This is a genomic window from Uliginosibacterium sangjuense (genome assembly GCF_059132465.1).
This window is the reverse complement of sequence record NZ_CP101132.1, coordinates 399,233-423,824: the sequence shown is the minus strand read 5'-3', so window position 1 is coordinate 423,824 and position 24,592 is coordinate 399,233. Positions and strand designations below refer to the sequence as shown.

Below are 24,592 nucleotides of genomic sequence, written 5' to 3'. Positions count from 1 at the left end.
CACTCCGGAGATGGATATGCCCGCCGCACGCCACCTGTTGTGTACCTGCCTGACCCTGTCATTGCTCGCCTGCTCCAAATCGAGCGACGACTATCTGAAGGAAGGCCAGGCCGCCATCGAGAAACAGGACTTCAACCAGGCGGTCATCGTGCTGAAGAACGCGGTACAGCAGGCACCGGAATCCGCCAAGGTACGGATTGCACTGGGCGATGCGCTGGAGCGCTCCGGCAAGCTGAACGAGGCCGAAGAGCAGTACGCGCGTGCGCTGGAGCTGGGCGCCTCGGCAGACGAACTCGTCCCACGCATCGCGGTTCTCTCCCTTGAGAATGCGGAGCCGAGCGCGCTGCTGCGTAAATATGGCGCGACCCAACTGAACGATGCCACGGCAATGAGCAATCTCAGCGCCGCCCTGGCCACCGCCGCCCTGGCCGACCGCAAACCGGCGGAGGCGCATCGCTTCATCGAGCGCGCCAAGCAAGCCACCCCCAGCCTGTTGCTTGCCAAGGCGCAACTCGACTTCATTGAAGGTCGTCGGGAGCAAGCGCTGGCACAAGCCACCGAGTTACAGGGCAAAGGCCCGCTTTCCTGGAACCTGTGGCGCGGCATCGGTCGCCTCTATGCGGCGGCCGGCCAGGAAGAACAGGCACTTGTGGCTGCAGAGAAAGCCTATCAAGCCATGCCCGGACATCCAGAGCTGCAGGCTGCCCTGGCCGAAGCCTACCTGGCGCTTGGCAAGCTGCCGGAAGGCAAGAAACTGCGCGACCAGTTGATGCAGACGGCGCCTGGGCACTACCGCTCCCAGTTCATCGATGCTTATCTCAAGCTGCAGGAAGGACGGCCGGAAGAGGCGCATACACAAGCCCAGCGCGTCCTGGCCAGCGCACCCGAGCACTACCCTGCGCTGATCATCGCCGGCAAGATCGAGCTGTCACGCGGCGAGCTCGCTTCTGCCGAAGCGCGCGCACGCAAGGCCGTCGGTGTCCGCGACACCGCGCCGGAAGCCTATCGATTGCTGAGCGAAGCGCTCCTCGCCCAACGCAAGACAGCAGAGGCAAGCACATGGATCGCACGCGGCCTGGTACTCGCTCCCAGCGACGAACGACTGCTCAGCCTGCAAGCCGAAACCCAATGGCAGACAGGCAAACGCAATGACGCTGTAACCACGCTCGACAAGCTTCGCGCCAACCCGGCCAGCAAACAGAAGGCCGCCCTGACCGTGCGCCAGGCGGAAATGCACTTCGAGCTCGGTCAAAAGGACAAAGCCCTCGCCTTGTTGGCCGAAGCGGAGCAGCAGGCAGGCAATGACGACACGCTGCGCGAACGGATCTTCCAGGTCGCCCTGCGCGGAGGCCAGCGCGACACGGCACAACGTCTTGCCGATCAGGAGATTGCCCAGTTCCCAAACAAGGCGGCGCCGCACATGTGGCGTGCAGCGATCGCAGGAAGCGCCGGCCAGCAAGCCGAAGCACTCCGGCACACCCTGGCTGCCCTCGATGTTCAGGCCGACTACTACCCGGCCCTCCTCGCGCTGCGTGCGTCAGCCAAGTCCCGCGCCGAGAAGGACACCGTTCTCAACCGGCTCCAGAAAGCCATGGATGCGAAGACAACCGATGCACGCGTCTATGTCGACGCCGCCATCATGCGACGCGCCGACAATGCCCCACCGGACGATGTGCTCGCCGTGCTGGAGCGTGGCATCGCTGCCGTCCCGACGTCAGTGACCTTGCGGGAAAGCGCAACCAACCACCTGCTATCGCTGAACCAAGTCGACAAGGCGCTCTCGATTGCCCAGGCGGGTCAGGCCGCAGACCCCGCCTCGCCCGCGATGGAAACCTTGTTGGCCTCGGTCCTGCAAGCCAAGGGAGATCACCAGCAAGCGGCGCAGATCTTTGGCCAGTTGATCGCGCGCTTCCCTGACCAGCCAAGTCTGCACATCCGGCAAGCCGAAGCCTTGGTCCGTGCAGGTCAGGCCGACCAAGCCATCAGCCTCATGAAGAAAGCGATCGCCAGCTTCCCGGACGACATGTCGGTCCACACCACGCTCGCCGCACTTCAGGTGCAACTCGGGCAAGCCGAAGATGCGCTGACCACCATCAGCATCCTGCGCGACCGCAAAGCCTGGGCGCCACAGGGCTACATCATGCAAGGCGATGTATTCGTCCAGACCAAACGTTACGAAGACGCGCTCAAGTCCTATGCCAAGGCAAGCGAGCTTGGCACCGAAGGCCCCGCGCAACTGCGGCGCATCACCGTCCTCGACAGAATCAGCGAATCACCCAAGGCCGATCGGGAGCTGAACGCATGGCTTGCCGCTCACCCGGCAGATCTGACAGCACTTCAGTTCGCCGCGCAAAGAGCGGGCCAGCGCAACCAGCACAAAGACGCCATCGGCTATCTGCAACGCCTCAACCAGCAAGCGCCTGGCCACGCCGCCGTGTTGAATGATCTCGCCTGGCAAAAGATCCAGGCTGGCGATCCGAGCGCACTGACTGATGCCCGCGCAGCTTACGCGCTGGCCCCCAACGCACCGGCTGTCGTCGATACGCTGGGCTTGGCACTGGCCATGAACAAGCAGACCAAGGAAGCCATCGAGATGCTGCGCAAAGCGGTGCAGTTGGCGCCGACCGTTCCTGACATCCGCCTGCATCTGGCGATGCAATTGGCAGCAGGCGGTGATCGGAGCGAAGCGCGCAAACTGCTCGACGAAATCGATGGCAGCAAGCTCAACAGCGTGTCCCTACAAGACTTCAACAAACTCAAGAGCAGTCTCTGACATCCCGCTTGCGCGCAGCGGGGTCGCCCGCCAGGTCCGCAAAGGGCTACACCGATGGAGCATCTGCTTAGCTCCATCGGTCACTCGGTAGCCGTCCACATCGAGGTCAGGTGCAGCCCAGTCACCCGCCACAAGCCCCGCTCGGCCCCAGACGTCGTGCCGCTGCGCAGTGAAAGGCCCCTCACACACGACCAGACACGGCCGGAACGAGGCTCGCCGTTCGCGGCAGGCAAGCGCGCTTACGCAAAACACTTGCGAACCACGCAGGAAGCCTCACGCTGTCAGCACTGCATCATCGATCAACGGAGTTCAACCAGTTGCCAGGTCACGCCACGCACACACTCTCCTGATCTCAGCGCAACACGCCACCCGCAGCCACAGAATCTCGGCCCCCATAAAAGAAAAGCCCCTCTTACGAGGGGCTTTTAGCCTCAGGGGATCTCTCCCCTTTGCGCTCAAGGCTCAGGCGAACTTGCGGCGCAGCGCCAGTCCAGCCAGACCGAGGCCAACCAGCAGCATCGAGGTCGGCTCAGGCACGCTCACCGAACCCTTCGGCACGGAAGCGAAACGCAGCGTACCGCCCGCCGTCAGCACCTCACCAAAGCCGTCACCAAAGAAGGTCACGCTGGAGAAGAAGCCGGTGTCATCGATCGCGCCGATGAAGTTTTCGAACACACCACCTTTGGCGTAGCCGGGGTTGTCGGAATAGTCGTCGGCGTTGGCAGTCAGCTTTTGAGCGCCGCCGTCAAACCCGATCCACAGGCCAGAACCATTGGCCGGCACGCCGTAGCTGCTCTGAACCGCAGCAGGACGCGTACCCGTATAGCAGCAGGTTGCCCAGTCACCCACTTCGAAGCCAAAGGCATTGACCGGCGAGCTGAACGTGAAGGTGATACCCGAGTTGTAACCCGGGATCGGATCGGAGCCGCTGCTGCCCGGGTTGATCGAGAACGAAGCTCCCGTCATCGAGCCGTACTGGCCATAGAAGCTGGCTGCGCTGCCGTTCGGGCGGGTGATCGTCACGGTGGCGGCATTGCCATCCTTGTCGATGTAGTTGTAGACGCTGGTGCCCGTCACGATCTGTGCGGTGGACACGCTTGCCCCTGTGGCGGCGATGGTGGCGTCGAAGGACGCGATGCCTGCGGGGATCGAATCGTTGAAGACGCTCGGCAGGGCATGTGCGCTGGTCGAGAAGGCGGCCACGACAGCCACAGCCATCAAGGACTTGGTGAACATTTATTGACTCCTTGTTGATCGGATTGAGTTGCTCAGCAAGGAGGATTAAGCACGCAGCGTGCCAAATTATTTACTCAATAAATATCAACAAGTTACCGATAAAATCATTCAAGCATCAAAATCAATGTAAAGAAAGCTGACGCGCCTCCGTGAAGGAATTTACGTTTCTTCAGAAGGGTGCCTTCTGTGGCCTTTCGAGGCCACCATCCGCTCACGACAGAAAAAAGACCGCACATCTGTACGGTCTTTTTTTGCGTTTTAGACGTTGAACAGGAAGTTCATGACGTCGCCATCCTTGACGACGTATTCCTTACCTTCCGCACGCATCTTGCCGGCTTCCTTGGCGCCCTGCTCACCGCCGTACTGGATGAAGTCCTCGTACGCGATGGTCTGGGCGCGGATGAAGCCGCGCTCGAAATCGGTGTGGATCACTCCGGCCGCCTGGGGCGCGGTATCACCTTTGTGGATGGTCCAGGCCCGCACTTCCTTCACGCCGGCGGTGAAGTAGGTCTGCAGACCCAGCAGATCATAGCCGGCACGGATCAAGCGGTTCAGGCCCGGCTCTTCGAGGCCCAGATCGGCCAGGAAGGCCTTCTTGTCCTCATCGTCCAGGTCAGCCAGTTCCTGCTCGATCTTGGCGCACACGGCGACCACCGGCGCGCCCTCCTTGGCTGCATGCTCACGCAGGCGATCCAGGTGCGGATTGTTCTCGAAACCGTCCTCCAACACGTTGCCGACGTACATCGCAGGCTTGATGGTCATCAGGCACAAGGGCTTGATCAGCGCCTTGTCATCATCAGAAAGATCCAGCGTGCGCGCAGGCTTGCCCTCGTTCAGGTGCGGCAGCAGGCGCTCCAGCACGGCGACCAGCTTCTGTGCCTCCTTGTCGCCCGCCTTGGCCTTCTTACCGTCACGCGCGATGGACTTCTCCACCGAGGCCAGGTCGGCCAGCGCCAGTTCGGTCACGATGGTCTCGATGTCAGCAATCGGATCGACGCGGCCGGACACGTGCACCACGTTCTCGTCGTCAAAGCAGCGCACCACGTTCACGACGGCATCGGTTTCGCGGATGTTGGCCAGGAACTGGTTGCCCAGGCCTTCACCCTTGGAGGCACCGGCAACCAGGCCGGCGATATCCACGAACTCGACGATGGCCGGCTGGATCTTCTGCGGCTTGACGATGGCCGACAGCGCGTCGAGGCGCGGATCCGGCACTTCGACGATGCCCACGTTAGGTTCGATCGTGCAGAAGGGGTAGTTCTCGGCTGCGATGCCGGCCTTGGTCAGCGCATTGAACAGGGTGGACTTGCCGACGTTGGGCAGGCCGACGATGCCGCACTTGAGACTCATGCTGTTTCCTTGGGCGCCGCAGGGCGCGTGTTGATGTATTGAATGGCGGCGTTCCAGTCGCCCTTGGCAATCTTGGGCCAGGCCAGCAAGGCGCGATCCACTGCCGCGTCGATCTCGTCCTGCTCTTCGCGCCGCGCGCGATTGAGCACATAGTTCGCGACCTGCGCCTTGTCACCGGGGTGACCGATGCCGATGCGCAGGCGCCAGTAGTCCTGAGTCGCCAAGCGCGAAGTGATGTCCTTCAGGCCGTTATGCCCGCCCAATCCACCACCGAACTTCAAGCGCAGATGGCCGGGCGGGATGTCCAGCTCATCATGCACCACCAGCATTTCAGCAGGCGCGATGCGGTAGAAATGTGCCAGCGGCTGCACCGCCTGACCGGAACGGTTCATATAGGTCTGTGGCAACAGGATCCAGACGTTGCCGGCCCGCCCGACGAAGCCGTGATAGCGCGATTCATGATTGAGCGGCGCACCCAACTCGCGCGCCAGGCGCTCACAAAACCAAAACCCGGCGTTGTGCCGGGTTTCGGAGTATTCAGGCCCGGGATTGCCGAGCCCGACGATCAGCTTGGGAGCCGACTGCGTCATCAGGCCTTGGGCGCTTCACCCTCAGCAGCCTCGGCATCAGCGCCGCGCGCCTTCAGGATGGAGGCCACAACCGGATCGGCATCGCCATGCGCGGCCAGTTCCACGCCCGCCGGCAGCTTGATCTGCGAAGCATGGATGGATTCGCCGGCACGCAGTGCGCCCAGGTCGACTTCGATGAACTCGGGCAGGTTGCCCGGCAGGCATTGCACGTCCAGTTCATTGACCGGGTGCGACACCATGCCGCCGTCCAGCTTCACACCAGGCGCCACGTCACCGTTGATGAAGTGCAGGGGCACCTTCAGGTGCAGCTTGGCCGCAGCATCGACACGCTGGAAGTCCAGGTGCAGCACTTGCTGACGGAACGGGTGCCATTGGGTGGCGCGCAGCACGACGGTTTCCTTACTGCCCTCGACGTCCACGTTCAGCACGGACGAGTGGAACTTCTCGTTGCGCAGCAGGTGGAACAGCTCGTTGTGGTCGAGCAGAACAGGGATAGGGTCCTTGCCAGCGCCGTACACGATACCCGGCAGTTGGCCAGCACGACGCAGGCGGCGGCTCGCACCCGTGCCCTGTTCATCGCGCTTGGTAGCCTTGAACGAAAATTGCATTGTCATCTCCAGAATTACGGCGCCGTCCCGCGACCAGTCGGGCGCCTACACAAAAAGGGACCGGCTCGCGCCAGCCCCCGAAACCAAAAATCAGTCTTCCATGAACAAGGAGGACACCGACTCCTCGTTGCTGATGCGCAGCATCGTATCGGCCAGCAGGGCGCCGATCGAAACCTGTTTGATCTTGCGGCATGCGCGCGCTTCATCCGTCAGCGCGATGGTGTCGGTCACGACCAGCTCATCCAGTTCGGAATCGTTGATGCGGCTGATCGCCGCGCCCGACAGCACCGGGTGCGTGATGTACGACACCACTCGCTTGGCCCCCTGCTGCTTGAGCGCCTGGGCGGCCTTGCACAGCGTGCCGGCGGTATCCACGATGTCATCGACGATCACGCAAGTACGACCTTCGATGTCGCCGATGATGTTCATCACCTCGGACACGTTGGCCTTGGGACGACGCTTGTCGATGATCGCCAGGTCCGTCTCCAGGTGCTTGGCCACGGCACGCGCGCGCACCACGCCACCCACATCGGGCGACACCACGATCAGATCCTTGAGGTCCTCAGTCTTGCGCAGGTGATCCAGCAGCAAGGGGGTGGCATAGATGTTATCGACCGGAATATCGAAGAAACCCTGGATCTGGTCGGCGTGCAGATCGACCGTCAGCACGCGCTGCACGCCCACGGCTTGCAGCATGTTGGCCACGACCTTGGCGGTGATCGGCACGCGTGCAGAGCGCGGACGACGATCCTGGCGGGCATAACCAAAGTACGGGATGGCGGCGGTGATACGGCCGGCCGAGGCGCGCTTGAGCGCGTCGACCATGATCATCAGCTCCATCAGGTTGTCATTGGTCGGCACCGAAGTCGGCTGCAGGACAAAGATGTCCTTGCCACGGACATTTTCAAGCAACTCGACATTGACTTCGCCGTCGGAGAAGCGACCGACCGTCGCGGCACCGATCGAAATGCCGAGACGCTTGACCACGTCACCGGCAAGCTTGGGATTGGCGTTGCCAGTGAAGACCATCAGGCTGCGGTACGCCATGACTACCTCTGCAGAGCGAGCGTTCCTGTCACGGAACGGAAATATGCGATTAAAGCACTACAAAACACTCGGGCAGGCAGCAATTTGATTGCTGCCTGCCCGATTGACTGGCTGGGGAGGAAGGACTCGAACCCTCGAATGCCGGAATCAAAATCCGGAGCCTTAACCAACTTGGCGACTCCCCAATAACCTTTTTGAGACCTGCCGCATCGCCACCCGGCAAGTCCGTCAAACCATTTACTCGCGTGTGGCACCCCACAACGGATGGCGTTCCAGGGAGGCTGCCACCCAGACCTTCCAACGGTCTGCCAGCGCCGCCTCAACCTTGCGCGCCGCAGCCTCGCTCTCACAGGCAAGGAACACGCAGGCGCCGGAACCGCTCATCCTGGGGACTCCATATTCCGCCAGCGCGTCGAGCGCTTCCTGAACCGGCGGATACAAGCCACAGGCGACCGGCTGCAGGTCATTGCGGGCTTCGTTTTCGATCGCCCAGCAATCCTTCGCCGGAAAGCCCGACATTATTAGGGGCTTGGAGTCTCGTGTCAATTCCTTTGCGGCGAAAATCTGTGGGGTCGGCACCGAAACTGGCGGCTCGACCACCACGTACCAAGCCGGAGGCAGGTCCAACGGTCGCAACTGCTCACCCACGCCCTCGGCCAATGCAGTACGGCCAAACAGGAAGAAGGGGACGTCCGCACCCAGGCTCAAACCCCATTCCTGCAAGCGCGCACGCGGCACATCCAGCCCCCACAGCCGGTTCAGGCCCAGCATCACGCTGGCGGCATCCGAACTGCCTCCTCCTAACCCGCCGCCCATGGGCAGGCGCTTGGTGACGGCGATATCCACACCCAGGCGGCAGCCTGTGCGCGCCTGCATCAGACGCGCGGCTCGCACCACCAGATCCTGTTCCACCGGCACGCCAGGCAGATCACTACTGCGCGTGACCTCGCCATCCTCACGTAGACGCAACACGATGTCGTCCGCCCGGTCGAGCAGGCGGAAGGCACTCTGCAAAAGATGGTAGCCGTCAGGACGACGGCCGGTGACATGCAGGAAGAGATTGATCTTGGCCGGCGCCGGGCAGTGCAGCTCTTGCTCGTCCATCACGCGCTCACAAGCTCCAGTTTTCGATGGCCAGGCGAATCCGCAGAGTGCCATGGGTGAGTTCCAGACGGCTGGGCAGCGCATCCACTGCGGCACTTTCGTAGGCCAGGACCTGAATCCGCCAGCCACGGTCGAGTGCAGACTCCAGGCGGCCGAACTCGTCGTGGCGCAAGGCGGTGGCCTGCGCGCTGACACGGCCCAGCATCCATTCGCTCATCGCATCGAGCGGCACCGGCACCTCGGTCAGACGGGCGAACAGCTCGTCTGGCCGCTCTGCCTCGACCCGCTCGCCGTCGGCACCCAGCCAGCGCGCACCGTGCATATCGCGCTGCAGTTCGGCCAACTTCTGCCCCAGGGGACTGATGAAGCCCACGACGTCCAGTTGCGGAGAATGCTCCCAGGCCATGCGCAGACTGTCGGCACGCTCGCCCTGCCGAATCACCGCGCGCGCCTCCAACGCAAAGCTGGCGATGCTGGCGCGGGGCGGTCGGGGCTCGCTGGGCACGGGAACGGGCGCGGTGGCGCATCCCCACAGTACGCAGGCAGCCACCAGCATCAGCAGGTGACGCGATACATCGAACATGCGGGGGCTCATCGGACGAGCCGCGCCTCCAGCTTGTCGAGCAACTCGCTCTTGGGCCGCGCCTTGCGCGCGCTCTCCAGCAGGCGCATGGCTTCGTCCTTGCGACCGGCGGCCCACAGGGCCTCCACCAGATGGGCCGCGACCTCGTCGTCCTGCAGGCGGGCGTAAGACTTCTGCAGGTACTCGATGGCACGAGTGAAGTCACCCTTGCGGAAGTACAACCAACCCACGCTGTCGAGAATCGCCGCATCGTCGCCAGCCAGCGAGATGGCCCGCAACAGCAGGCTTTCGGCCTCGTCGAGGCGGATGTTGCGATCGGCGAAGGTGTAGCCCAGGGCGTTGTAGGCATGGGCGTGATCCGGCTTCAGGCGGATCAGCTTGCGCAGATGGGTTTCCATGAGCTCCAACTGGTTGGCGCGTTCGGCCACCATGCCAGCTTCATACAACAGCTCGCTATCCTCGGGGCTCTTGGCGAGCGCACTCTCCAGCAAGGCGGAGGCCTCGGCCGGCTTACCCTGCTTGAGCAGCACGCCAGACTCAGCAATCACGTAAGCGGTCGTGCGCTCCGGCTGCAGCACGGCCGCGTCTTGCAGCACACGCCGGCCTTCGTCCAGGCGTCCCTGGCGCGCCAGCAGGTTGGCCAGGGCCGAGCGGGCAGCCAGGTAGTCACGCCCCGGAGGCACGCCCTCGTAGGCTGCGCGCGCCTCGTCGTTCCGCCCGCCTGCCTCCAGCTCCTGCCCGAGTTGAATGCGCAGCAGGTTGGTCTCCGGATGCTCGGCCGCGATCAGGCGCCGGATCAGGGGCTCGGCGGTGGCGTGGTCGGCCTGGGCAACCGCCGCTTGCAGCACGACAAAGGCAATGTCCTCGTCACCCGGGAAATCGCTCAGCAGGCGCTGGTACTCGCTGCGCGCCTCTTCCTTGCGTCCCTTGCCCGCCAGCCAGCGCAGGTAGCCACTGCGCGCGCTACGCGCCTGCGGGTACTGGCGACCGAAGGCACCAAGCTCCTCCATCGCCGCCGTTTCGTCCTCACCAGCGCGGCTCTGCGCTACCTGCAGCGCGGCGCGCTCCCAGCCAGGACGCAGGGCGAGGGCCTGGCGCGCGCTGGCCTCACCGGCGGCGCGCTGACCATCGCCCAGATAAGCCTGGGCACGGGCCAGATGCGCCTCCGGCATGTTCAGATAGGGTTCGGTCAGGCGCAGCACGCTGGCCAGCACCTGCGCCTTGTCCGGCAGGTTGGCATAGATGCGCGGCAGTTGCGGCAGCAGGTTCAGGCGCGCTTCCGCGCTATTGGCGAAGAGGCGGGCCAGGGTGCGCTCCACCTCTTCCGGTTTGCCATTGGCGCTCGACTGCAGCAGGGCGAGCGTCTGCAACGCGGGCACTGAATCTGGCTCGGCATCGGCCCAGGCTTGGGCAGCCTCGATCGCCCACTGACCCTGCCGGGCCTGTACCGCCAGTTCAGTGGCACGCCGCGCAAAAGCGGGAATCGGATGGCGTCGCACCAGCTCCATGTAGGCCTGGCTGGCGATTCCCAGCTCGCCGCGCGCGGCGGCGATCTCGGCCAGCAGGTACTGGTACAGGGTGACCGGATCGAGGCCGTTCTGCTGCGCCACGCTCGCTACGGGGCGGCTGGCGGCAGGCGCGGGTTTCTTTGCCGGTTCGGCCGCCTGTGCGGCGCCGATGCCAATACCCGTGGCCAGGATGAGCTGTAAGGTGCGACTGAGACGAAGGGAGATGGCCATGGCGGGCGACTCGGCTGGAGAGTGGAGCGAGGGGGTGAAGCGGAAGCCGTGCGGATTGGAGTCGTTGCTCGTGCTTTGGTTCGTCGGCGATAGTATCAGCTAGTTTTTCCCTCGCGATGCGCCATGCCCGAACTTCCCGAAGTCGAAACCACCCGTCGCGGCATCGAGGCCGCGCTCGGCCCGGCCTGCGTCACCGCCGTGGCCGTGCGTCAGCCGCGGCTGCGCTATGTCGTACCCGCCGACCTGGCGGATCGCCTGTGCGGGCAGACGATCCTGGGCTATCGCCGGCGCGCCAAGTACCTCCTGATCGACTTCGCCCAGGGCAGTCTGCTGATCCACCTGGGCATGTCGGGCAGCCTGCGCGTCTTGCCGGTCAACACGCCGGCGCAGAAGCACGACCATGTCGACATCATTTGTGGCCCATCCATGTTGCGTCTGCACGACCCGCGCCGTTTCGGGGCAGTGCTGTGGCTGCATGCCGCAGAGATAGAAACACACCCCCTGCTCGCTGGACTTGGGCCTGAACCACTAGAGCCCGGTTTCGACGGTGAGCTGCTGCACACGGTCGCGCGACAGCGCCGCTGCGCGGTGAAGCTGATGATCATGGATGCCGCCGTGGTGGTGGGCGTCGGCAACATCTACGCGTCGGAGAGCCTTTTCCGCGCCGGCATCCACCCTCATCGCCCGGCCCATCGCGTGGCGGTGGCACGCTACCGCCGTCTCGCCGAAGAAATTCGTGCCACGCTGCAGGACGCGCTGGCTGCCGGCGGCAGCACCCTGCGCGACTTCGTGCACAGCGATGGTCAGCCCGGCTATTTCCAGCAGCAGTATTTTGTCTATGGCCGCGCCGGCGAACCCTGCAAGGTATGTGACACCCCCATCCGCCGCTGCGTGACCGGACAACGCGCCACCTTCTACTGCCCCGTCTGTCAGCGCTGAATTGCTGCGGCGCGATGAACGGTGCATAGCCAGGGACCCGAGGCAGGCCGCCGATTGCCGGCCTTGGCCCGATAGCGTAGATTCCACGGAGTCAATCAGAAGCGTCCGGCCCCGCATGGACGACGACTGGCGGCGCCCACGGCGCACGCCACCTGGCCGGCACGGCAGGATCACGGGTCACGCGGCGGGACGCCATCGGCCCGGCCGATGCCATCAAATTCTGGAGGAAGCCGTCATGGCTCTGGTGGAACAATTTTCTGCGTATGCCCAGTGGCGAGGGGACGTCGCCAAGGCGGTCCAGCACCTGCGCGGCTGGCTGACCCACAACGATGTGGGCGATGCCCAGTCCGACCTGCGCCTGCAGCACCTGCTCGACCGCCTGCGCGAGGACAAGCTGGTGGTGGCCTTCGTCGCCGAGTTCTCGCGCGGCAAGTCCGAGCTCATCAACGCGGTGTTCTTCTCCGAATATGGCAGCCGCATCCTGCCCTCCAGCGCCGGCCGCACCACCATGTGCCCGACCGAGCTGCAGTGGGAGGAAGGCCAGCAGCCCGGCGTGCGCCTGTTGCCCATCGAGACCCGAGCCTCCCGTGAAAGCGTGGCGGACCTGCGCCGCATCCCGGACGCCTGGACCTTCGAACCAGTGGACGTAGACGATGCAGAGAGCCTGCAGCGCGCCCTGTCGCGCGTCTCAGAGACGGTCCGCGTGCCACGCGAGGAGGCCGAGCGCCTGGGCTTCCCGATCGACGACAGCGGCGCCGAGGGCGCCAAGCCGGATGCCGAAGGCATGGTCGAGGTGGCGCGCTGGCGCCATGCGGTGATCCAGTTCCCGCACCCGCTGCTGGAGCAAGGCCTAGTCATCGTCGACACCCCGGGGCTCAACGCGATCGGCTCGGAACCCGAGCTGACCCTGTCGCTGCTGCCCAATGCGCATGCCGTGCTGTTCATCCTGGCCGCGGATACCGGCGTCACGCACAGCGACCTGCTGGTGTGGCAAAGCCATGTGAATGCCGGCGGCACGCAGAAGCGCGGCCGCGTGGTCGTGCTCAACAAGATCGACGGTCTGTGGGACGGCATGCGCCCCGAGGCCGAAATCAACGCCGAGATCGAACGCCAGGTCCAGTCGGTGGCCACCACCCTGGCCATCCCGCCCAGCCAGATCTTCCCGGTGTCGGCCCAGAAGGGGCTGTACGCCAAGGTGCACAAGGTCGCCTCGCTGCTCGAGCGCTCGCGTCTGGCCAAGCTCGAGAACGCGCTTTCCTCCGAGCTGCTGCCGGCACGGCAGCAGATCCTGCGCGAGAACGCCCTGCTCGAGACCAGTGACATCCTGCGCCGTGCCGACGAACTGCTGGCCTCGCGCCTGAAGGGCCTGCGCGAGCAGTTGCAGGAGATGTCGGACCTGCGCGGCAAGAACCAGAGCGTCATCGAGTACATGATGCGCAAGGTGCGCAGCGAGAAGGAGGAGTTCGAGCGCGGCCTGCAGAAGTACCACGCCGTGCGCAGCGTGTTCACCAACCTCTCCAACCGCCTGTTCCTGCATATCGGGATGGATGCCGTGCGCAGCGAAACCAAGCGCACGCGCGAGGCAATGATCGACGCGCGCCTGTCCAAGGGTCTGCGCGAGGCGATGGAACAGTTCTTCTCAAAGCTGCACGACAACCTGCGCAAGTCCTCCGGCGAGATCGACGAGATCACCGCCATGCTGGACGCGATGTACAAGCGCTTCGCCGTCGAGCACGGGCTGAAGCTCGCGCCACCAGCCGCCTTCTCGACCATCCGTTACGAACGCGAGATCGCCCGCCTACGCCACGCCTTCGACGAGCAGCTCAATAGCGTGGGCACCATGATCGCGCACTGGAAGGGGACGGTGACACAGCGCTTCTTCGAGACCATCGCGATCGAGGCGCGCCGCACTTTCGAGGTCGCCAACCGCGACATCGAGCAATGGCTGCGTGCCGTGATGGCCCCGCTGGAGACCCAGGTGCGCGAGTACCAGCTGCAGTTGAAGCGTCGCCTGGAAAGCGTCAAGCGCGTCCATGAGGCGACCGGCACGCTGGAGGAGCGTATCGAAGAGCTGGAACAGTCCGAAAGCGCCATGCTGCGTCAACTCGAAGAGGTGGCCTCGATGCGCCGCGTCATCGAGTCGGCCCTCGGCGAGGCGCCGGACGAGCTGCAGGAAGAAGGTTCCATCGCTGCCTGAGCCGCGCCCGCGTCGTCACGAAAGCGGCCCCGGTGGCCGCTTTTTTGTTTGTGCCAATGCTGTCGACGGAATATTCCGCCTCAGAGCGGGATGCCCCTGCTGCCGCCCTTAAAGAACATCGGCCGCCGCCGTTATTGCAGGAATGATCACGGATGTGCCCATGTTCCGCGCCTTGCTGCACTACCTCGCCAATCTTTTGGAACCGCCGGCGCCGCCCAGCCCGCCTGCCGCCCGCCCACCCGCCCCCGCGCGTGCGCCGACCCGCGCCACGCCCACGACCGAGGACGACAGCGCCCCCCTGCTGACCCGCCGCGATGTGCTGGACGCCGAGATGAACGTGGTGGCCTATGCCTTCGCCCTGCGTGGTGAGCCACGCGACAGGCTGCGCGGCGTCAGCGCCCAGATGCGTGATTTCCTCGATGAATTGCTGCTCGAACAGATGACCCGGTTCGACTCCACCGCGCTGGGCGAACGCCGCTGCTACCTGCAGGTGTGGGAGAGCAGCCTGGCAAGATTGGATCCGCAGGCTCTGCCGCGGCAGTGCAGCCTGCTGGTGGTGCCTACACGCACCGACCGCGTGGCGGACTCGACCATTCTGCTGCGCATGGCCAGCCTGCGTGCGGCCGGCGCCGAGATCTGGCTGGACGACTGCGCCGGCACGCCCTGGTTTGCCAGCGCCGCGGCACAGGCCAACGGCGTGGTGCTGCGCGTGGCGATGCACCTGCCGACCGAAATCGCCGACACGCTCAAGCGCCTGCGCCGAGACAGCCCGAGCCTCCAGCGCGCAGCCTGGGACATCGCCAGCCAGGAGGAATTCGAGCTCGCCCGCGGCCTGGGCTGCAGCCGCTTCCAGGGGGGCTTCGTGACCCGCCGCAGCGACGCGGGCGGACGCGAGCTGACACCGCAGGTGCTGGCCGTGGCCAAGCTGATCACCGATCTGCGCCATGGCGCGGACATGCGCGAGATGGCCAAGGTGCTCAAGCAGGACATGGCCATGTCCTACCGCCTGCTGCGCTATGTGAATACCGCGGCGCGGGGCCTGGAACGTCAGCTCTCCTCCATCGAGCAGGCCCTGATGGTGCTGGGCGAGGAACAACTGGACCGCTGGCTGACCCTGCTGATGCTGGGCGGCAACCTGGGCGGCAACGCGGCCCTGATGGAGGCTGCGCTGGTACGCGCGCGCTTCCTCGAACTGCTGGGCGAGGGGCGCTTGCCCGAGGCGCAGTGCGAACGGCTGTTCGTGCTGGGCCTGTTCTCGATGCTCGACGTGGCGCTGCGCATCCCGCTGGAACAGGCCCTGGAGCCGCTGAACCTGCCCGAGGACATGCGCATGGCCCTGCTGCGCCAGAAAGGCCCCTTCGGCGCCTACCTGGCGCTGGCGGACGCGGTGGAGCGCGGCCAGGTGGAGCGCGTGCTGAAGTTCGCGGTGGCGGTGGGGCTCAGCACGCGCAAGGTCAATGCGCGCCACCTGGAGGCCCTGGCCTGGGTCAACACCGCCGAGGCCACGCCGGTGCGCAGCCACTGACGCGCCCCACGCTTACCAACGACGAGAATCCGCGGCCAAACGGTGTGCACCCGACAGGGGGATGGCACGTTAGTGGGCAAGGGCAGCAGGGATTCGTCGGCAGGTGCCGGTGCTCCGCCGCCTCGCCCGCCGGGAGAACGCCATGAAACTGTCCTTCGGTCTGGTTGCCCTGACCATGCTCGCGCTGCACGACACGCGCGGACGGACACGTCCCGCACCCGGAGCGCCCGGCAGCCGGCCCCCCGCGGCGGAGCAGGAGGCGCGCGCATCCGTGGCGGCGCCGCGCCTGCGGCAGGCCCGGAAATAGAAAAGCCGGCTCACGCCGGCTTTTCCGTCTTTGCCCGCCGCGCCTTCAGCGCGCCGGCTCGGCGAACATCACGCGCCCTTCGACCAAGGTGTAACGCACCCGCCCCGGCAGCGGCAGACCCAGGAAGGGTGTGTTCTTGCCCTGGCTGCGCAGCGACTCGCGACTCACCACGCGCTCGGCCTCGGGGTCGAACACGCACACGTCAGCGCGCGCGCCCACGCCCAGATGGCCACCCTTGGTGATGCCCATGATGGCTGCGGCGTCGCGGGTGATGCGTGACAAGGCGTCGGCAAGGCCCAGCTTTTCCTCGCGCGCCCACTTGAGGGTCAGCGGCAGCAGCAGCTCCAGGCCGGTCGCACCGGCCTCGGCTTCGGCGAAGGGCAGTTGCTTGGCGTCGTCATCGACCGGCGTGTGGTCCGAACAGACGGCGTTGATCTCCCCGCTGCGCAAGGCCGCCCGCAAGGCCTCGCGGTCGCGCTGGCTGCGCAGCGGCGGCTCCAGGTGGCACAGCGGGTTGAAGTAGCCGATGTCCATATCGCACAGGTGCAGGTGATGGGCCGACACGTCACAGGTCACATCCACGCCTTCGGCGCGCGCGCGGCGGATCGCCTCCAGCCCGGCCGCCGACGACACCCGCATGATGTGCAGCTTGACGCCGGTGGCACCGGCCAGGCGCAGGTAACGGTCCAGCGCGAGCGTCTCGGCCTCCACCGGAATGCCGGTCAGGCCCAGACGCGAGGCGACTTCGCCATCGTGCGCCACGCCGCCCTTGCCCAGATACGGCTCGGTCGGCTGCAGCCACACGCGGTAGCCGAACGTGGCCGCGTACTGCATGGCGCGGAACAGCACCTGGGTGTCCTTGATCGGTACGTTGGCCTGGCTGAAGGCCACGCAGCCGGCTTCGGACAGCTCGGCCATCTCGGTCAGGCGCTCGCCCTTGAGGCCCGCCGTCAGCGCGCCTATCGGGTAGACGTGGGCGCAGTTCAGGTTCTTGGCGCGGAAGCACAGCATCTCGACCAGGCCTGGCTCGTCCAGGGTCGGATCGGTGTCCGGCGGGCAGGCCAGGCTGGTCACGCCGCCGGCCATCGCGGCCTGCATCTCGCTCTCCAGCGTGGCGCGGTACTCGAAGCCCGGCTCGCGCAGGCGCGCAGCGAGGTCGATCAGGCCCGGCGCGACAACCAGACCACCTGCGTCGATGAGCTGCTCCGGCGTGAAACCGGCGGGCGCGCTGCCCAGCGCGACGATCTTGCCGTCGGCGATGAACAGGTCAAGCTGCGCGTCGATCTTGTTCGCCGGGTCGATCACCCGGCCATTGCGGATCTGGATCTTCATGCTTATTCCTTGCTCCCCAGCATGCTCATCACGGCCATGCGTACCGCGATGCCGAAGGTGACCTGCGGCAGGATCACCGCATGGCGGCCATCGGCCACCGCCGAATCGATCTCGACCCCGCGGTTCATCGGCCCCGGGTGCATGACAATCGCATCCGGCTTGGCGAGCGCCAGCTTGTCCTCGGTCAGCCCCCACACCTTGAAGTACTCCTGGCTGGAGGGCAGCAGTGCCCCCTGCATGCGTTCGTTCTGCAGGCGCAGCATCATGACCACATCGACGTCCTTGAGCCCTTCGCGCAGGTCATGGAAGACGCGCACGCCCATGCGTTCGACGTCGGTGGGCAGCAGCGTGCGCGGGCCGATCACGCGGACTTCGGGCACGCCCAGCGTGGTCAGCGCGGCGATCTCGGAGCGCGCCACGCGCGAGTGCAGCACGTCGCCCACCACCGCCACGGTCAGCTGGGTAAAGTCCTTCTTGTAGTGGCGGATCGTGTACATGTCGAGCAGGCCCTGCGTCGGGTGCGCATGGCGCCCGTCACCGGCGTTGACCACGCTGATGTGGTCGCGTCCGGTGTTGCGCAGGTGCTGCGCCAGCAGGTAGGGCGCGCCGCTGGAGGCATGGCGCATGACGAACATGTCGGCGCCCATGGCGACGAGGTTGTCCACCGTATCGAGCAAGGTCTCGCCCTTGGCCGTGGAGCTGGTCGACACGTTGAGGTTGATGACGTCGGCCGACAGGCGCTTGGCGGCGATCTCGAAGGTGGTGCGGGTGCGCGTGCTGTTCTCGAAGAACACGTTGAACACGCTCTTGCCGCGCAGCAAGGGCAGCTTCTTGACCTCGCGCTCGGCCACCTCGGTGAAGGGCTCGGCGGTGTCGAGAATTTGCGTCAGGATGCGCTGCGGCAGGCCGTCGAGCGTCAGCAGGTGCTGCAGCTCGCCGCGCGCGTTGAGTTGGGGATTAAGCATGGAGAGTCCTCAGCGAGAAGAGTCCGTTTTCGTCACGCGACAGGCGCAGGCGCGCGCCGGCCGGCAACGGCTGCGCCAGCGCGTGGGCGCACCAGGTCGGCGCGATGGGCAGTTGGCGCTCGCCACGATCCACCAGCACCGCCAGATCGACGCGCCCTGGGCGGCCATAGTCGAACAGCTCGTTGAGCGCGGCGCGCGTGGTGCGGCCGGTGTAGAGCACATCGTCGACGAGGATGATGTCGCGCCCGCTGATGTCGAACGGAATGTCGGAACGGCGCGGTTTGGCATGCAGGCCGCGCGAGCCGAAGTCGTCGCGGTAGAAGGCCACGTCGAGGGTGCCCAGCGGTTCGCCGATGCCCAGCTCGCGGTGCAGGTACTCGGCCAGCCATACACCGCCGGTATAGATGCCGATCAGTGCGGTGCGCTCGGTGACATGGGGACGGATGTGCTCGACCAGTTGGCGGACGAGCGTGTTGGCGTCAGGCAGTTCCATGATGGTCCAGGAAGGATTGAAGGATTCTTTGTGCAGCCAGGGCGTCGAGATGCTTCTTGCGCTCGCGCCAGTCGCGGCCGGCACGCGTGCCGTGCAGCGCCCCGACTTCGCGCAGCATGTCCTCGGCGTCGGCCGAGCTTAGGCGTTCGTCCATCAACTCGACGGGCAGGTTGAAGCGGCCGGTGAGCTGGTTGGCAAAACGCCGGCAGCGCGCGCTCATGTCGTGCTCGCTGCCGTCCATGTTCATGGGCAGGCCCACGATCAGGCGGGCGGGCTGCCACTCGGCGAGCAGCTTGGCGATGGCCTCGAAGCGCAGCGCATTGGCCTCGCCCTCGATCACGCACAGTGCTTGCGCCAGGCCGGTTTCAGTCTCGCCCACCGCCACGCCGATGCGCACGGTGCCGAAGTCGAAGCCGAGCAGGGTCGACATGCCCTCAGGCGTGCCCCGCCACGTCGGAGAGATTCGTGAAGTCGATGCCCAGGAGCTTCACGGCGGCGTCGAGACGCGCCTCCGGCTCCAGTTCGAAGATGATGTGGGACTGCGCCGGCACGGTGAGCCAGGCGTTCTGCGCCAGCTCGTCCTCCAATTGCCCCGCACCCCAGCCGGAATAGCCCAGCGTGATGATCATGTCGCGCGGTTCGCCGCGTGCGCCGAAGGCTTGCAGGATGTCCTTGGAGCTGGTCAGCGCCAGCTCGTCACTGACGCGCAGGCTGGACTGCCAGTCACCCGCCGGACGATGCAGCACGAAACCGCGGTCGGTCTGCACCGGGCCGCCGAAATAAACCGGCTGCTCGCCGATCTCGTCAGCCTCCAGCGGCAGCTCGATGCGTTCGAACAAGCCTTCCACCGTCAGCTCGATGGGGCGGTTGATGATCACGCCCAGCGCCCCCTCGTCATTGTGTTCGGCCACGAACACCAGGCTGCGGGCAAAGTTGGGATCCTCCATGGCGGGCATGGCGATCAGGAAGTGATTGGTCAGATTCGTCGCGTTCACGCCCGCATTTTAACCCGTTTGTGCGCCGCCCCCGCGGGCTCATAATCGCCCCAGCCCAACCCGCCCCCGCTGCCATGAGCCCTGCCGCCCTCGTCTGGTTCCGCCGCGACCTGCGCGATCACGACCACGCCGCGCTGTACCACGCGCTGAAGACGCATGCGCGCGTGTACTGCGCCTTCGTGTTCGACCGCGACATCCTGGATGCCTTGCCCCAACGGCAGGACCGCCGCGTGGAGTTCATCCACCTGAGCGTGATCGAGCTGGACTCAGCACTGCGGCGCCAGGGCGGCGGCCTGATCGTGCGCCACGGCCATCCCCGCGACACCCTGCCCGCACTGGCACAGGCGCTGGGCGTCGCTGCCGTGTTCACCAATCACGACTACGAACCGGACGCGCTGGCCCGCGACGCCGAGGTGGCAGCCCGCCTGCACGCGGCAGGCATCGCCTTCCACAGCTTCAAGGACCAGGTGATCTTCGAGCGCGACGAGCTGCTGACCCAGGCCGGCACGCCCTACGGCGTGTTCACGCCCTACAAGAACGCCTGGCTGCGCCAGGTGACGGACTTCTATCTCAAGCCCTACCCGGTGGCGCGCTACACCGCCCACCTGGCCGCGCCGCCCACGACGGAACGCATTCCCGACCTGGCCGAGCTTGGCTTCGAGCCAACCAATCTAGCGGCGCTCAAGCTCCCCACCGGCATGCACGGCGCGCGGCAGTTGTGGGACGACTTTCGCGAACGTATCGACCACTACAAGGCCGCGCGGGACTTCCCGGCCGCCAAGGGCGTGTCCTACCTGTCCACCCACCTGCGCTTCGGCACGATCAGCATCCGCGAATTGGCGCGCCACGCCTGGGAAAAAGGTGGCGCCGGCGCGGAGACCTGGCTGTCTGAGCTGATCTGGCGCGACTTCTACCAGCAGATCCTGCACCACCATCCGCGCGTCACCGAGCATGCCTGGCGCGCGGAATACGATGCGCTGCGCTGGGACGAAGGCCCGGCCGCGGATGCCTTGTTCGCCGCCTGGTGCGAGGGCCGCACCGGTTACCCCATCGTGGATGCCGCGCAGCGCCAGTTGCTGCAGACCGGCTACATGCACAACCGCCTGCGCATGATCAGCGCCAGCTTCCTGACCAAGGACCTGGGTATCCACTGGCTGCGCGGCGAGCGTTTCTTCGCCGAGCACCTCAACGACTACGACCTCGCCGCCAACAACGGCGGCTGGCAATGGGCCGCCTCCACCGGTTGCGACGCCCAGCCCTACTTCCGCATCTTCAACCCGGTGAGCCAGTCGGAGAAGTTCGACCCCGAGGGGCGCTTCATCCGGCGCTATGTGCCGGAACTAACGCCGCTGCCCGCGCGGGCCATCCATGCTCCCTGGACCCTGGCCCCGATCGACCAGCAGTCGCTGGGGGTCGTGATCGGCCGCGACTACCCGGCCCCGGTGGTCGACCACGCGGTGGCCAGGGAGCGCACGCTGGCGCGCTTCGGCCGCGTCAGCCGACCCGTTGAATGAGTGCGTGGTAGAGCGGAATGCCCAGGACGATGTTGAACGGGAAGGTCACCACCAGGGCGGCGCCGAAGTAGAGCCCGGGGTTGGCCTCCGGCACAGCCTCCCGCAACACGGCCGGCACCACGATGTAGGACGCGCTGGCGGCCAGCACCATGAGCAGCAGCCCATCACCGTCCGATAGACCGAAACACCAGGCCAGGCCCAGGGCCAGCACTGCATTCACCAGCGGCGCACCCAAGCCAAACAGGACCAGGCCGGGCAGCTCCGCCCGCACCTCGCGTGCCCGCCGCACGACCAGCATGCCCATTTCGAGCAGGAAGAAAGCCAGGATGCCCTTGAAGAGCTGACCTGTGAACGGGTCCAGCACCTTCTTGCCCTCCGGCCCGACGATGGCACCGATGACCAGGCTGCCCACCAGCAGGAGCTGGGCACCGTCGGTGAAAGCCTCGCGCAAGATCTCGCGGAAACCATGCGGAGGCGTCGAGCCCGGCACATGCCGCCGGGCCAGGTTGGCCAGCAGGACCGCCATGATGATCGCCGGTGACTCCATCAGGACCATGGCCACCATCATGTAGCCGCCATAGCTCACGCCCAGGCGCTCCAGGAACTGGGTGGCGGTGATGAAGGTGACCGCGCTCACCGAGCCATAGGCAGCGGCGATCGCGGCCGCATCGAAAGGCGAGAAGCGCCGGCGCAGCACGGCATAGCCCCAGGCCGGCGCGAGCACCGCCAGCAGCAGGGCACAGGCAATGGGAATCCAGGCCCCCGCCCCCGGGCTCTCCGCCAACGCCACCCCGCCCTTGAAGCCCATGGCCATCAGCAGATAGAGGGAGAAGAAGCGCGCGATCGGCGGCGGGATATCGAGATTGGAACGGACCGCTGCCATCAGGCAGCCCAGGAAGAAGAACAGGATGGCCGGATCGAGCAGGTTGGACAGCGCGTGATTCAGCATGGACAGCACGGAAGAGCAGACAAGGGCTCGCATGCTGCACCGCATACAACTTAAGCTCAAATCAATTCTATGCAACACTTACATAGACTTTTATTTATGCAATGAAGCCATGCACCTGACCTTGCGCCAACTCCGGCTGTTCGAAGCGGTCGTCCGCACAGGCGGCGTCAGTGCGGCCGCGCGCGAAATGCACTGCACCCAGCCCAGCGTGTCGATCCAGCTCAAGCAGATCAGCGAGCAGGTGGGCCTGCCCTTGTTCGACGGGCACAAACCGCTGCGCCTGTCGCAGGCCGGCGAGGCGCTGTACCACGCAGCCCGGCGCATGGCCGACACCTGGGCAGACTTTGCCGATCGCATCCACGACCTGCGCGGCCTGCAGAGCGGACGGCTGCGCCTGGCGGTGGTCAGCACCGCCAAGTATTTCGTGCCCAGCCTCCTGGCCCCGTTCTGCGCGCGCTACCCCGGCATCGAAGTGAGCCTGGAGATCGGCAACCGCGCCCAGATCGCGGCCCGCCTGCGCCAGGGCCTGGACGACCTGACCATCATGTCGCGCCCACCCAGTGACATGGCGCTCGACGCGCTGCCTTTCCTCGACAACCCGCTGGTATTGATCGCCCCGGCCGGACATGCCCTGGCCCAGGCAGGCGCGCCAGTCGAAGCAAGGCAGGTGCAGACGGAGCGCTTCCTCCTGCGCGAAGCGGGCTCGGGCACCCGCATGGCGATCGACGACTGGCTGCAGCGCCACGGCCTGCAGTTGAACATCAAGATGGAAATCGGCAGCAACGAAGCCATCAAGCTCGCCGTGCAGAGCGGGCTCGGGCTGTCCATCCTGTCGCGCCATGCGCTGCGCGACACCCCGGGCATCGTGGAGCTGCCCTGCGCGGGCTTCCCATTGCCCTCGGCCTGGAAGATCGTGATGCCCGCCCGCCAGGAGCGCTCTCTGGTGACGCAGCGCTTCATCGAACACCTGCTCGCCGCACGCGAGGCAATGCCATTCCTTGATCCTGTGCAGCATGCGTTTCGATAGGCGTCTGCTATCGTTACGCGCTCCGTACTTCGGTCGGCCTGCGCGGCGACCGGGGCGAGCAACCTGATCACTGACGAGAAGAGCGGATACCCCATGTTCAAAATCCAGACCCTGAACAAGATTGCGTCCTGCGGCCTCGATCGCCTGCCGCGCGACAACTATGAATCGGCCACCGAGATCCTCAATCCGGACGGCATCCTGCTGCGCTCGGCCGACATGCACAGCATGGACATCCCGGCCAGCGTGCTGGCCATCGCGCGTGCCGGCGCCGGCGTGAACAACATTCCGCTCGACAAGTGCACCGAGCGCGGCATCGTCGTCTTCAACACGCCCGGCGCCAATGCCAACGGGGTGAAGGAAGTCGTCATCGCCTCGCTGCTGCTCTCCTCGCGCAACCTGTACGAAGGCATCACCTGGGCCAACACGCTCAAGGGCAAGGGCGATGAAGTGCCGCCGCTGGTCGAGAAGGGCAAGGCCCAGTTCGTCGGCCCCGAAATCCAGGGCAAGACCCTGGGCGTCATTGGTCTCGGAGCAATTGGTGTGCTGGTCGCCAACGCAGCCAATGCGCTGGGCATGCGGGTGATCGGTTTCGACCCCTTCGTCAGCGTGGATGCGGCCTGGAAGCTGTCGCACGAAGTGCAGAAGGCGGCCAGCCTGGACGCGATGATCGCCGAGTGCGACTACATCACGATCCACGTGCCGGCCACCAAGGACACCAAGAACCTCTTCAACGAAGAGCGCATCGCCCGCATGAAGAAGGGCGCGCGCCTGCTCAACTTCAGCCGCAACGGCCTGGTCGACAACGCCGCCATCAAGGCGGCCATCGCCTCCGGCCATGTCGCCGGCTACGTGATCGACCTGCCGGAAGACGAGCTGCTGGGCGTGGACAAGATCCTGTGCGTGCCGCACCTGGGGGCGTCGACGCCGGAATCGGAAGACAACTGCGCGGTGATGGCCGCCGACCAGATGCGTGAGTACCTGGAGCGCGGCAACATCAAGAACTCGGTGAACTTCCCGGCCTGCGAGATGGCGCCCACCGGCAAGACGCGCATCACGATCAGCAACAAGAACGTGCCCAACGTGATCAGCCAGCTCACCTCGGTGGTCGGTTCGCATGGCCTGAACATCGACGACATGATCAACAAGAACAAGGGCGACATCGCCTACAACATCATCGACGTGTCGGGCGAGGTCAGCGCCGATCTGGTCGGCCAGTTGAAGGCCGTCGACGGCGTGGTGGCGGTGCGGGTGATTCCGAACTGCGCCTGATCCGCCGTCGCGCCCAACAAAAAGGCCCGGCATCGCCGGGCCTTTTTCAT

The 24,592-nt window shown here is 65.6% G+C and carries 22 protein-coding genes and 1 tRNA gene; 8 read left to right on the top strand and 15 right to left on the bottom strand.

All coding sequences use genetic code 11. The features are described from left to right. Positions 1 to 10 precede the first annotated feature (10 nt). Positions 11 to 2,773 carry an XrtA/PEP-CTERM system TPR-repeat protein PrsT gene (gene prsT / locus NMB43_RS01965; RefSeq protein WP_494350478.1) on the top strand — a complete coding sequence of 921 codons (2,763 nt, stop codon included), beginning with the start codon at positions 11 to 13 and terminating at the stop codon, positions 2,771 to 2,773. Positions 2,774 to 3,235: 462 nt separating this feature from the next. Here prsT and NMB43_RS01960 read toward each other — a convergent pair whose 3' ends face one another. The 9 genes from NMB43_RS01960 to NMB43_RS01920 all read right to left on the bottom strand — a co-directional run bounded on the left by NMB43_RS01960 (position 3,236) and on the right by NMB43_RS01920 (position 11,030). Then, complete coding sequence (locus NMB43_RS01960) at positions 3,236 to 4,009, bottom strand: PEP-CTERM sorting domain-containing protein (RefSeq protein ID WP_494350477.1); 774 nt, start codon at positions 4,007 to 4,009, stop codon at positions 3,236 to 3,238. Between the two features lie 258 nt (positions 4,010 to 4,267). Further along, positions 4,268 to 5,359: a redox-regulated ATPase YchF gene (ychF, locus tag NMB43_RS01955; RefSeq protein WP_494350476.1), complete on the bottom strand. Its 1,092-nt coding sequence runs from the start codon at positions 5,357 to 5,359 to the stop codon at positions 4,268 to 4,270. After that, positions 5,356 to 5,949: an aminoacyl-tRNA hydrolase gene (gene pth, locus NMB43_RS01950; protein WP_494350475.1), complete on the bottom strand. Its 594-nt coding sequence runs from the start codon at positions 5,947 to 5,949 to the stop codon at positions 5,356 to 5,358. Before pth ends, ychF begins: the two co-directional genes overlap by 4 nt. Further along, on the bottom strand, positions 5,949 to 6,557 hold the full coding sequence (locus NMB43_RS01945) for a 50S ribosomal protein L25/general stress protein Ctc (protein ID WP_494350474.1): 609 nt from the start codon (positions 6,555 to 6,557) through the stop codon (positions 5,949 to 5,951). Before NMB43_RS01945 ends, pth begins: the two co-directional genes overlap by 1 nt. Before the next feature lie 90 nt (positions 6,558 to 6,647). Then, positions 6,648 to 7,604, bottom strand: coding sequence for a ribose-phosphate pyrophosphokinase (locus NMB43_RS01940; protein ID WP_494350473.1), 957 nt, complete (start codon positions 7,602 to 7,604; stop codon positions 6,648 to 6,650). 108 nt (positions 7,605 to 7,712) lie between these two features. Then, positions 7,713 to 7,789, bottom strand: a tRNA-Gln gene (locus tag NMB43_RS01935). Positions 7,790 to 7,841: 52 nt separating this feature from the next. Then, on the bottom strand, positions 7,842 to 8,708 hold the full coding sequence (gene ispE, locus NMB43_RS01930) for a 4-(cytidine 5'-diphospho)-2-C-methyl-D-erythritol kinase (protein WP_494350472.1): 867 nt from the start codon (positions 8,706 to 8,708) through the stop codon (positions 7,842 to 7,844). 7 nt (positions 8,709 to 8,715) lie between these two features. Next, positions 8,716 to 9,291 carry an outer membrane lipoprotein LolB gene (locus NMB43_RS01925; RefSeq protein WP_494350471.1) on the bottom strand — a complete coding sequence of 192 codons (576 nt, stop codon included), beginning with the start codon at positions 9,289 to 9,291 and terminating at the stop codon, positions 8,716 to 8,718. Between the two features lie 8 nt (positions 9,292 to 9,299). Next, positions 9,300 to 11,030 carry a tetratricopeptide repeat protein gene (locus NMB43_RS01920; RefSeq protein ID WP_494350470.1) on the bottom strand — a complete coding sequence of 577 codons (1,731 nt, stop codon included), beginning with the start codon at positions 11,028 to 11,030 and terminating at the stop codon, positions 9,300 to 9,302. A 123-nt stretch (positions 11,031 to 11,153) separates the two neighbouring features. Here NMB43_RS01920 and mutM point away from each other — a divergent pair, with 123 nt between their 5' ends. The 4 genes from mutM to NMB43_RS01900 all read left to right on the top strand — a co-directional run bounded on the left by mutM (position 11,154) and on the right by NMB43_RS01900 (position 15,998). After that, on the top strand, positions 11,154 to 11,969 hold the full coding sequence (gene mutM, locus NMB43_RS01915) for a bifunctional DNA-formamidopyrimidine glycosylase/DNA-(apurinic or apyrimidinic site) lyase (protein WP_494350469.1): 816 nt from the start codon (positions 11,154 to 11,156) through the stop codon (positions 11,967 to 11,969). Positions 11,970 to 12,204: 235 nt separating this feature from the next. Then, positions 12,205 to 14,166 (top strand): dynamin family protein, encoded by a 1,962-nt coding sequence (locus NMB43_RS01910; RefSeq protein ID WP_494350468.1) that lies wholly within the window; start codon positions 12,205 to 12,207, stop codon positions 14,164 to 14,166. Between the two features lie 160 nt (positions 14,167 to 14,326). Further along, on the top strand, positions 14,327 to 15,691 hold the full coding sequence (locus NMB43_RS01905; RefSeq protein WP_494350467.1) for an EAL and HDOD domain-containing protein: 1,365 nt from the start codon (positions 14,327 to 14,329) through the stop codon (positions 15,689 to 15,691). A gap of 142 nt (positions 15,692 to 15,833) precedes the next feature. Continuing rightward, complete coding sequence (locus NMB43_RS01900) at positions 15,834 to 15,998, top strand: hypothetical protein (RefSeq protein ID WP_494350466.1); 165 nt, start codon at positions 15,834 to 15,836, stop codon at positions 15,996 to 15,998. Between the two features lie 45 nt (positions 15,999 to 16,043). Here NMB43_RS01900 and NMB43_RS01895 read toward each other — a convergent pair whose 3' ends face one another. From NMB43_RS01895 to NMB43_RS01875, 5 genes are read right to left on the bottom strand one after another with little or no spacing between them, the layout of a single operon-like run. Continuing rightward, complete coding sequence (locus NMB43_RS01895) at positions 16,044 to 17,330, bottom strand: dihydroorotase (RefSeq protein ID WP_494350465.1); 1,287 nt, start codon at positions 17,328 to 17,330, stop codon at positions 16,044 to 16,046. A gap of 2 nt (positions 17,331 to 17,332) precedes the next feature. Further along, on the bottom strand, positions 17,333 to 18,295 hold the full coding sequence (locus NMB43_RS01890) for an aspartate carbamoyltransferase catalytic subunit (protein WP_494350464.1): 963 nt from the start codon (positions 18,293 to 18,295) through the stop codon (positions 17,333 to 17,335). Continuing rightward, complete coding sequence (gene pyrR, locus NMB43_RS01885) at positions 18,288 to 18,788, bottom strand: bifunctional pyr operon transcriptional regulator/uracil phosphoribosyltransferase PyrR (protein ID WP_494350463.1); 501 nt, start codon at positions 18,786 to 18,788, stop codon at positions 18,288 to 18,290. The genes NMB43_RS01890 and pyrR overlap by 8 nt, the downstream gene beginning before the upstream one ends. Next, positions 18,775 to 19,218, bottom strand: coding sequence for a Holliday junction resolvase RuvX (gene ruvX / locus NMB43_RS01880; protein WP_494350462.1), 444 nt, complete (start codon positions 19,216 to 19,218; stop codon positions 18,775 to 18,777). The genes pyrR and ruvX overlap by 14 nt, the downstream gene beginning before the upstream one ends. Before the next feature lie 4 nt (positions 19,219 to 19,222). Continuing rightward, positions 19,223 to 19,744 carry a YqgE/AlgH family protein gene (locus tag NMB43_RS01875; protein WP_494352099.1) on the bottom strand — a complete coding sequence of 174 codons (522 nt, stop codon included), beginning with the start codon at positions 19,742 to 19,744 and terminating at the stop codon, positions 19,223 to 19,225. A gap of 113 nt (positions 19,745 to 19,857) precedes the next feature. Here NMB43_RS01875 and NMB43_RS01870 point away from each other — a divergent pair, with 113 nt between their 5' ends. Further along, positions 19,858 to 21,297 carry a cryptochrome/photolyase family protein gene (locus NMB43_RS01870; protein ID WP_494350461.1) on the top strand — a complete coding sequence of 480 codons (1,440 nt, stop codon included), beginning with the start codon at positions 19,858 to 19,860 and terminating at the stop codon, positions 21,295 to 21,297. Here NMB43_RS01870 and NMB43_RS01865 read toward each other — a convergent pair. Then, the gene (locus NMB43_RS01865) at positions 21,278 to 22,279 is read right to left on the bottom strand and encodes a sodium-dependent bicarbonate transport family permease (protein WP_494350460.1); all 1,002 of its coding nucleotides are present in this window, start codon (positions 22,277 to 22,279) and stop codon (positions 21,278 to 21,280) included. The two genes, NMB43_RS01870 and NMB43_RS01865, sit on opposite strands and share 20 nt — an antisense overlap. Positions 22,280 to 22,355: 76 nt before the next feature. On the opposite strand from NMB43_RS01865, the gene NMB43_RS01860 reads away from it, so the two are divergent. Further along, complete coding sequence (locus NMB43_RS01860; RefSeq protein WP_494350459.1) at positions 22,356 to 23,273, top strand: LysR family transcriptional regulator; 918 nt, start codon at positions 22,356 to 22,358, stop codon at positions 23,271 to 23,273. A gap of 93 nt (positions 23,274 to 23,366) precedes the next feature. After that, positions 23,367 to 24,542, top strand: coding sequence for a phosphoglycerate dehydrogenase (locus NMB43_RS01855; RefSeq protein WP_494350458.1), 1,176 nt, complete (start codon positions 23,367 to 23,369; stop codon positions 24,540 to 24,542). Positions 24,543 to 24,592: the final 50 nt, after the last annotated feature.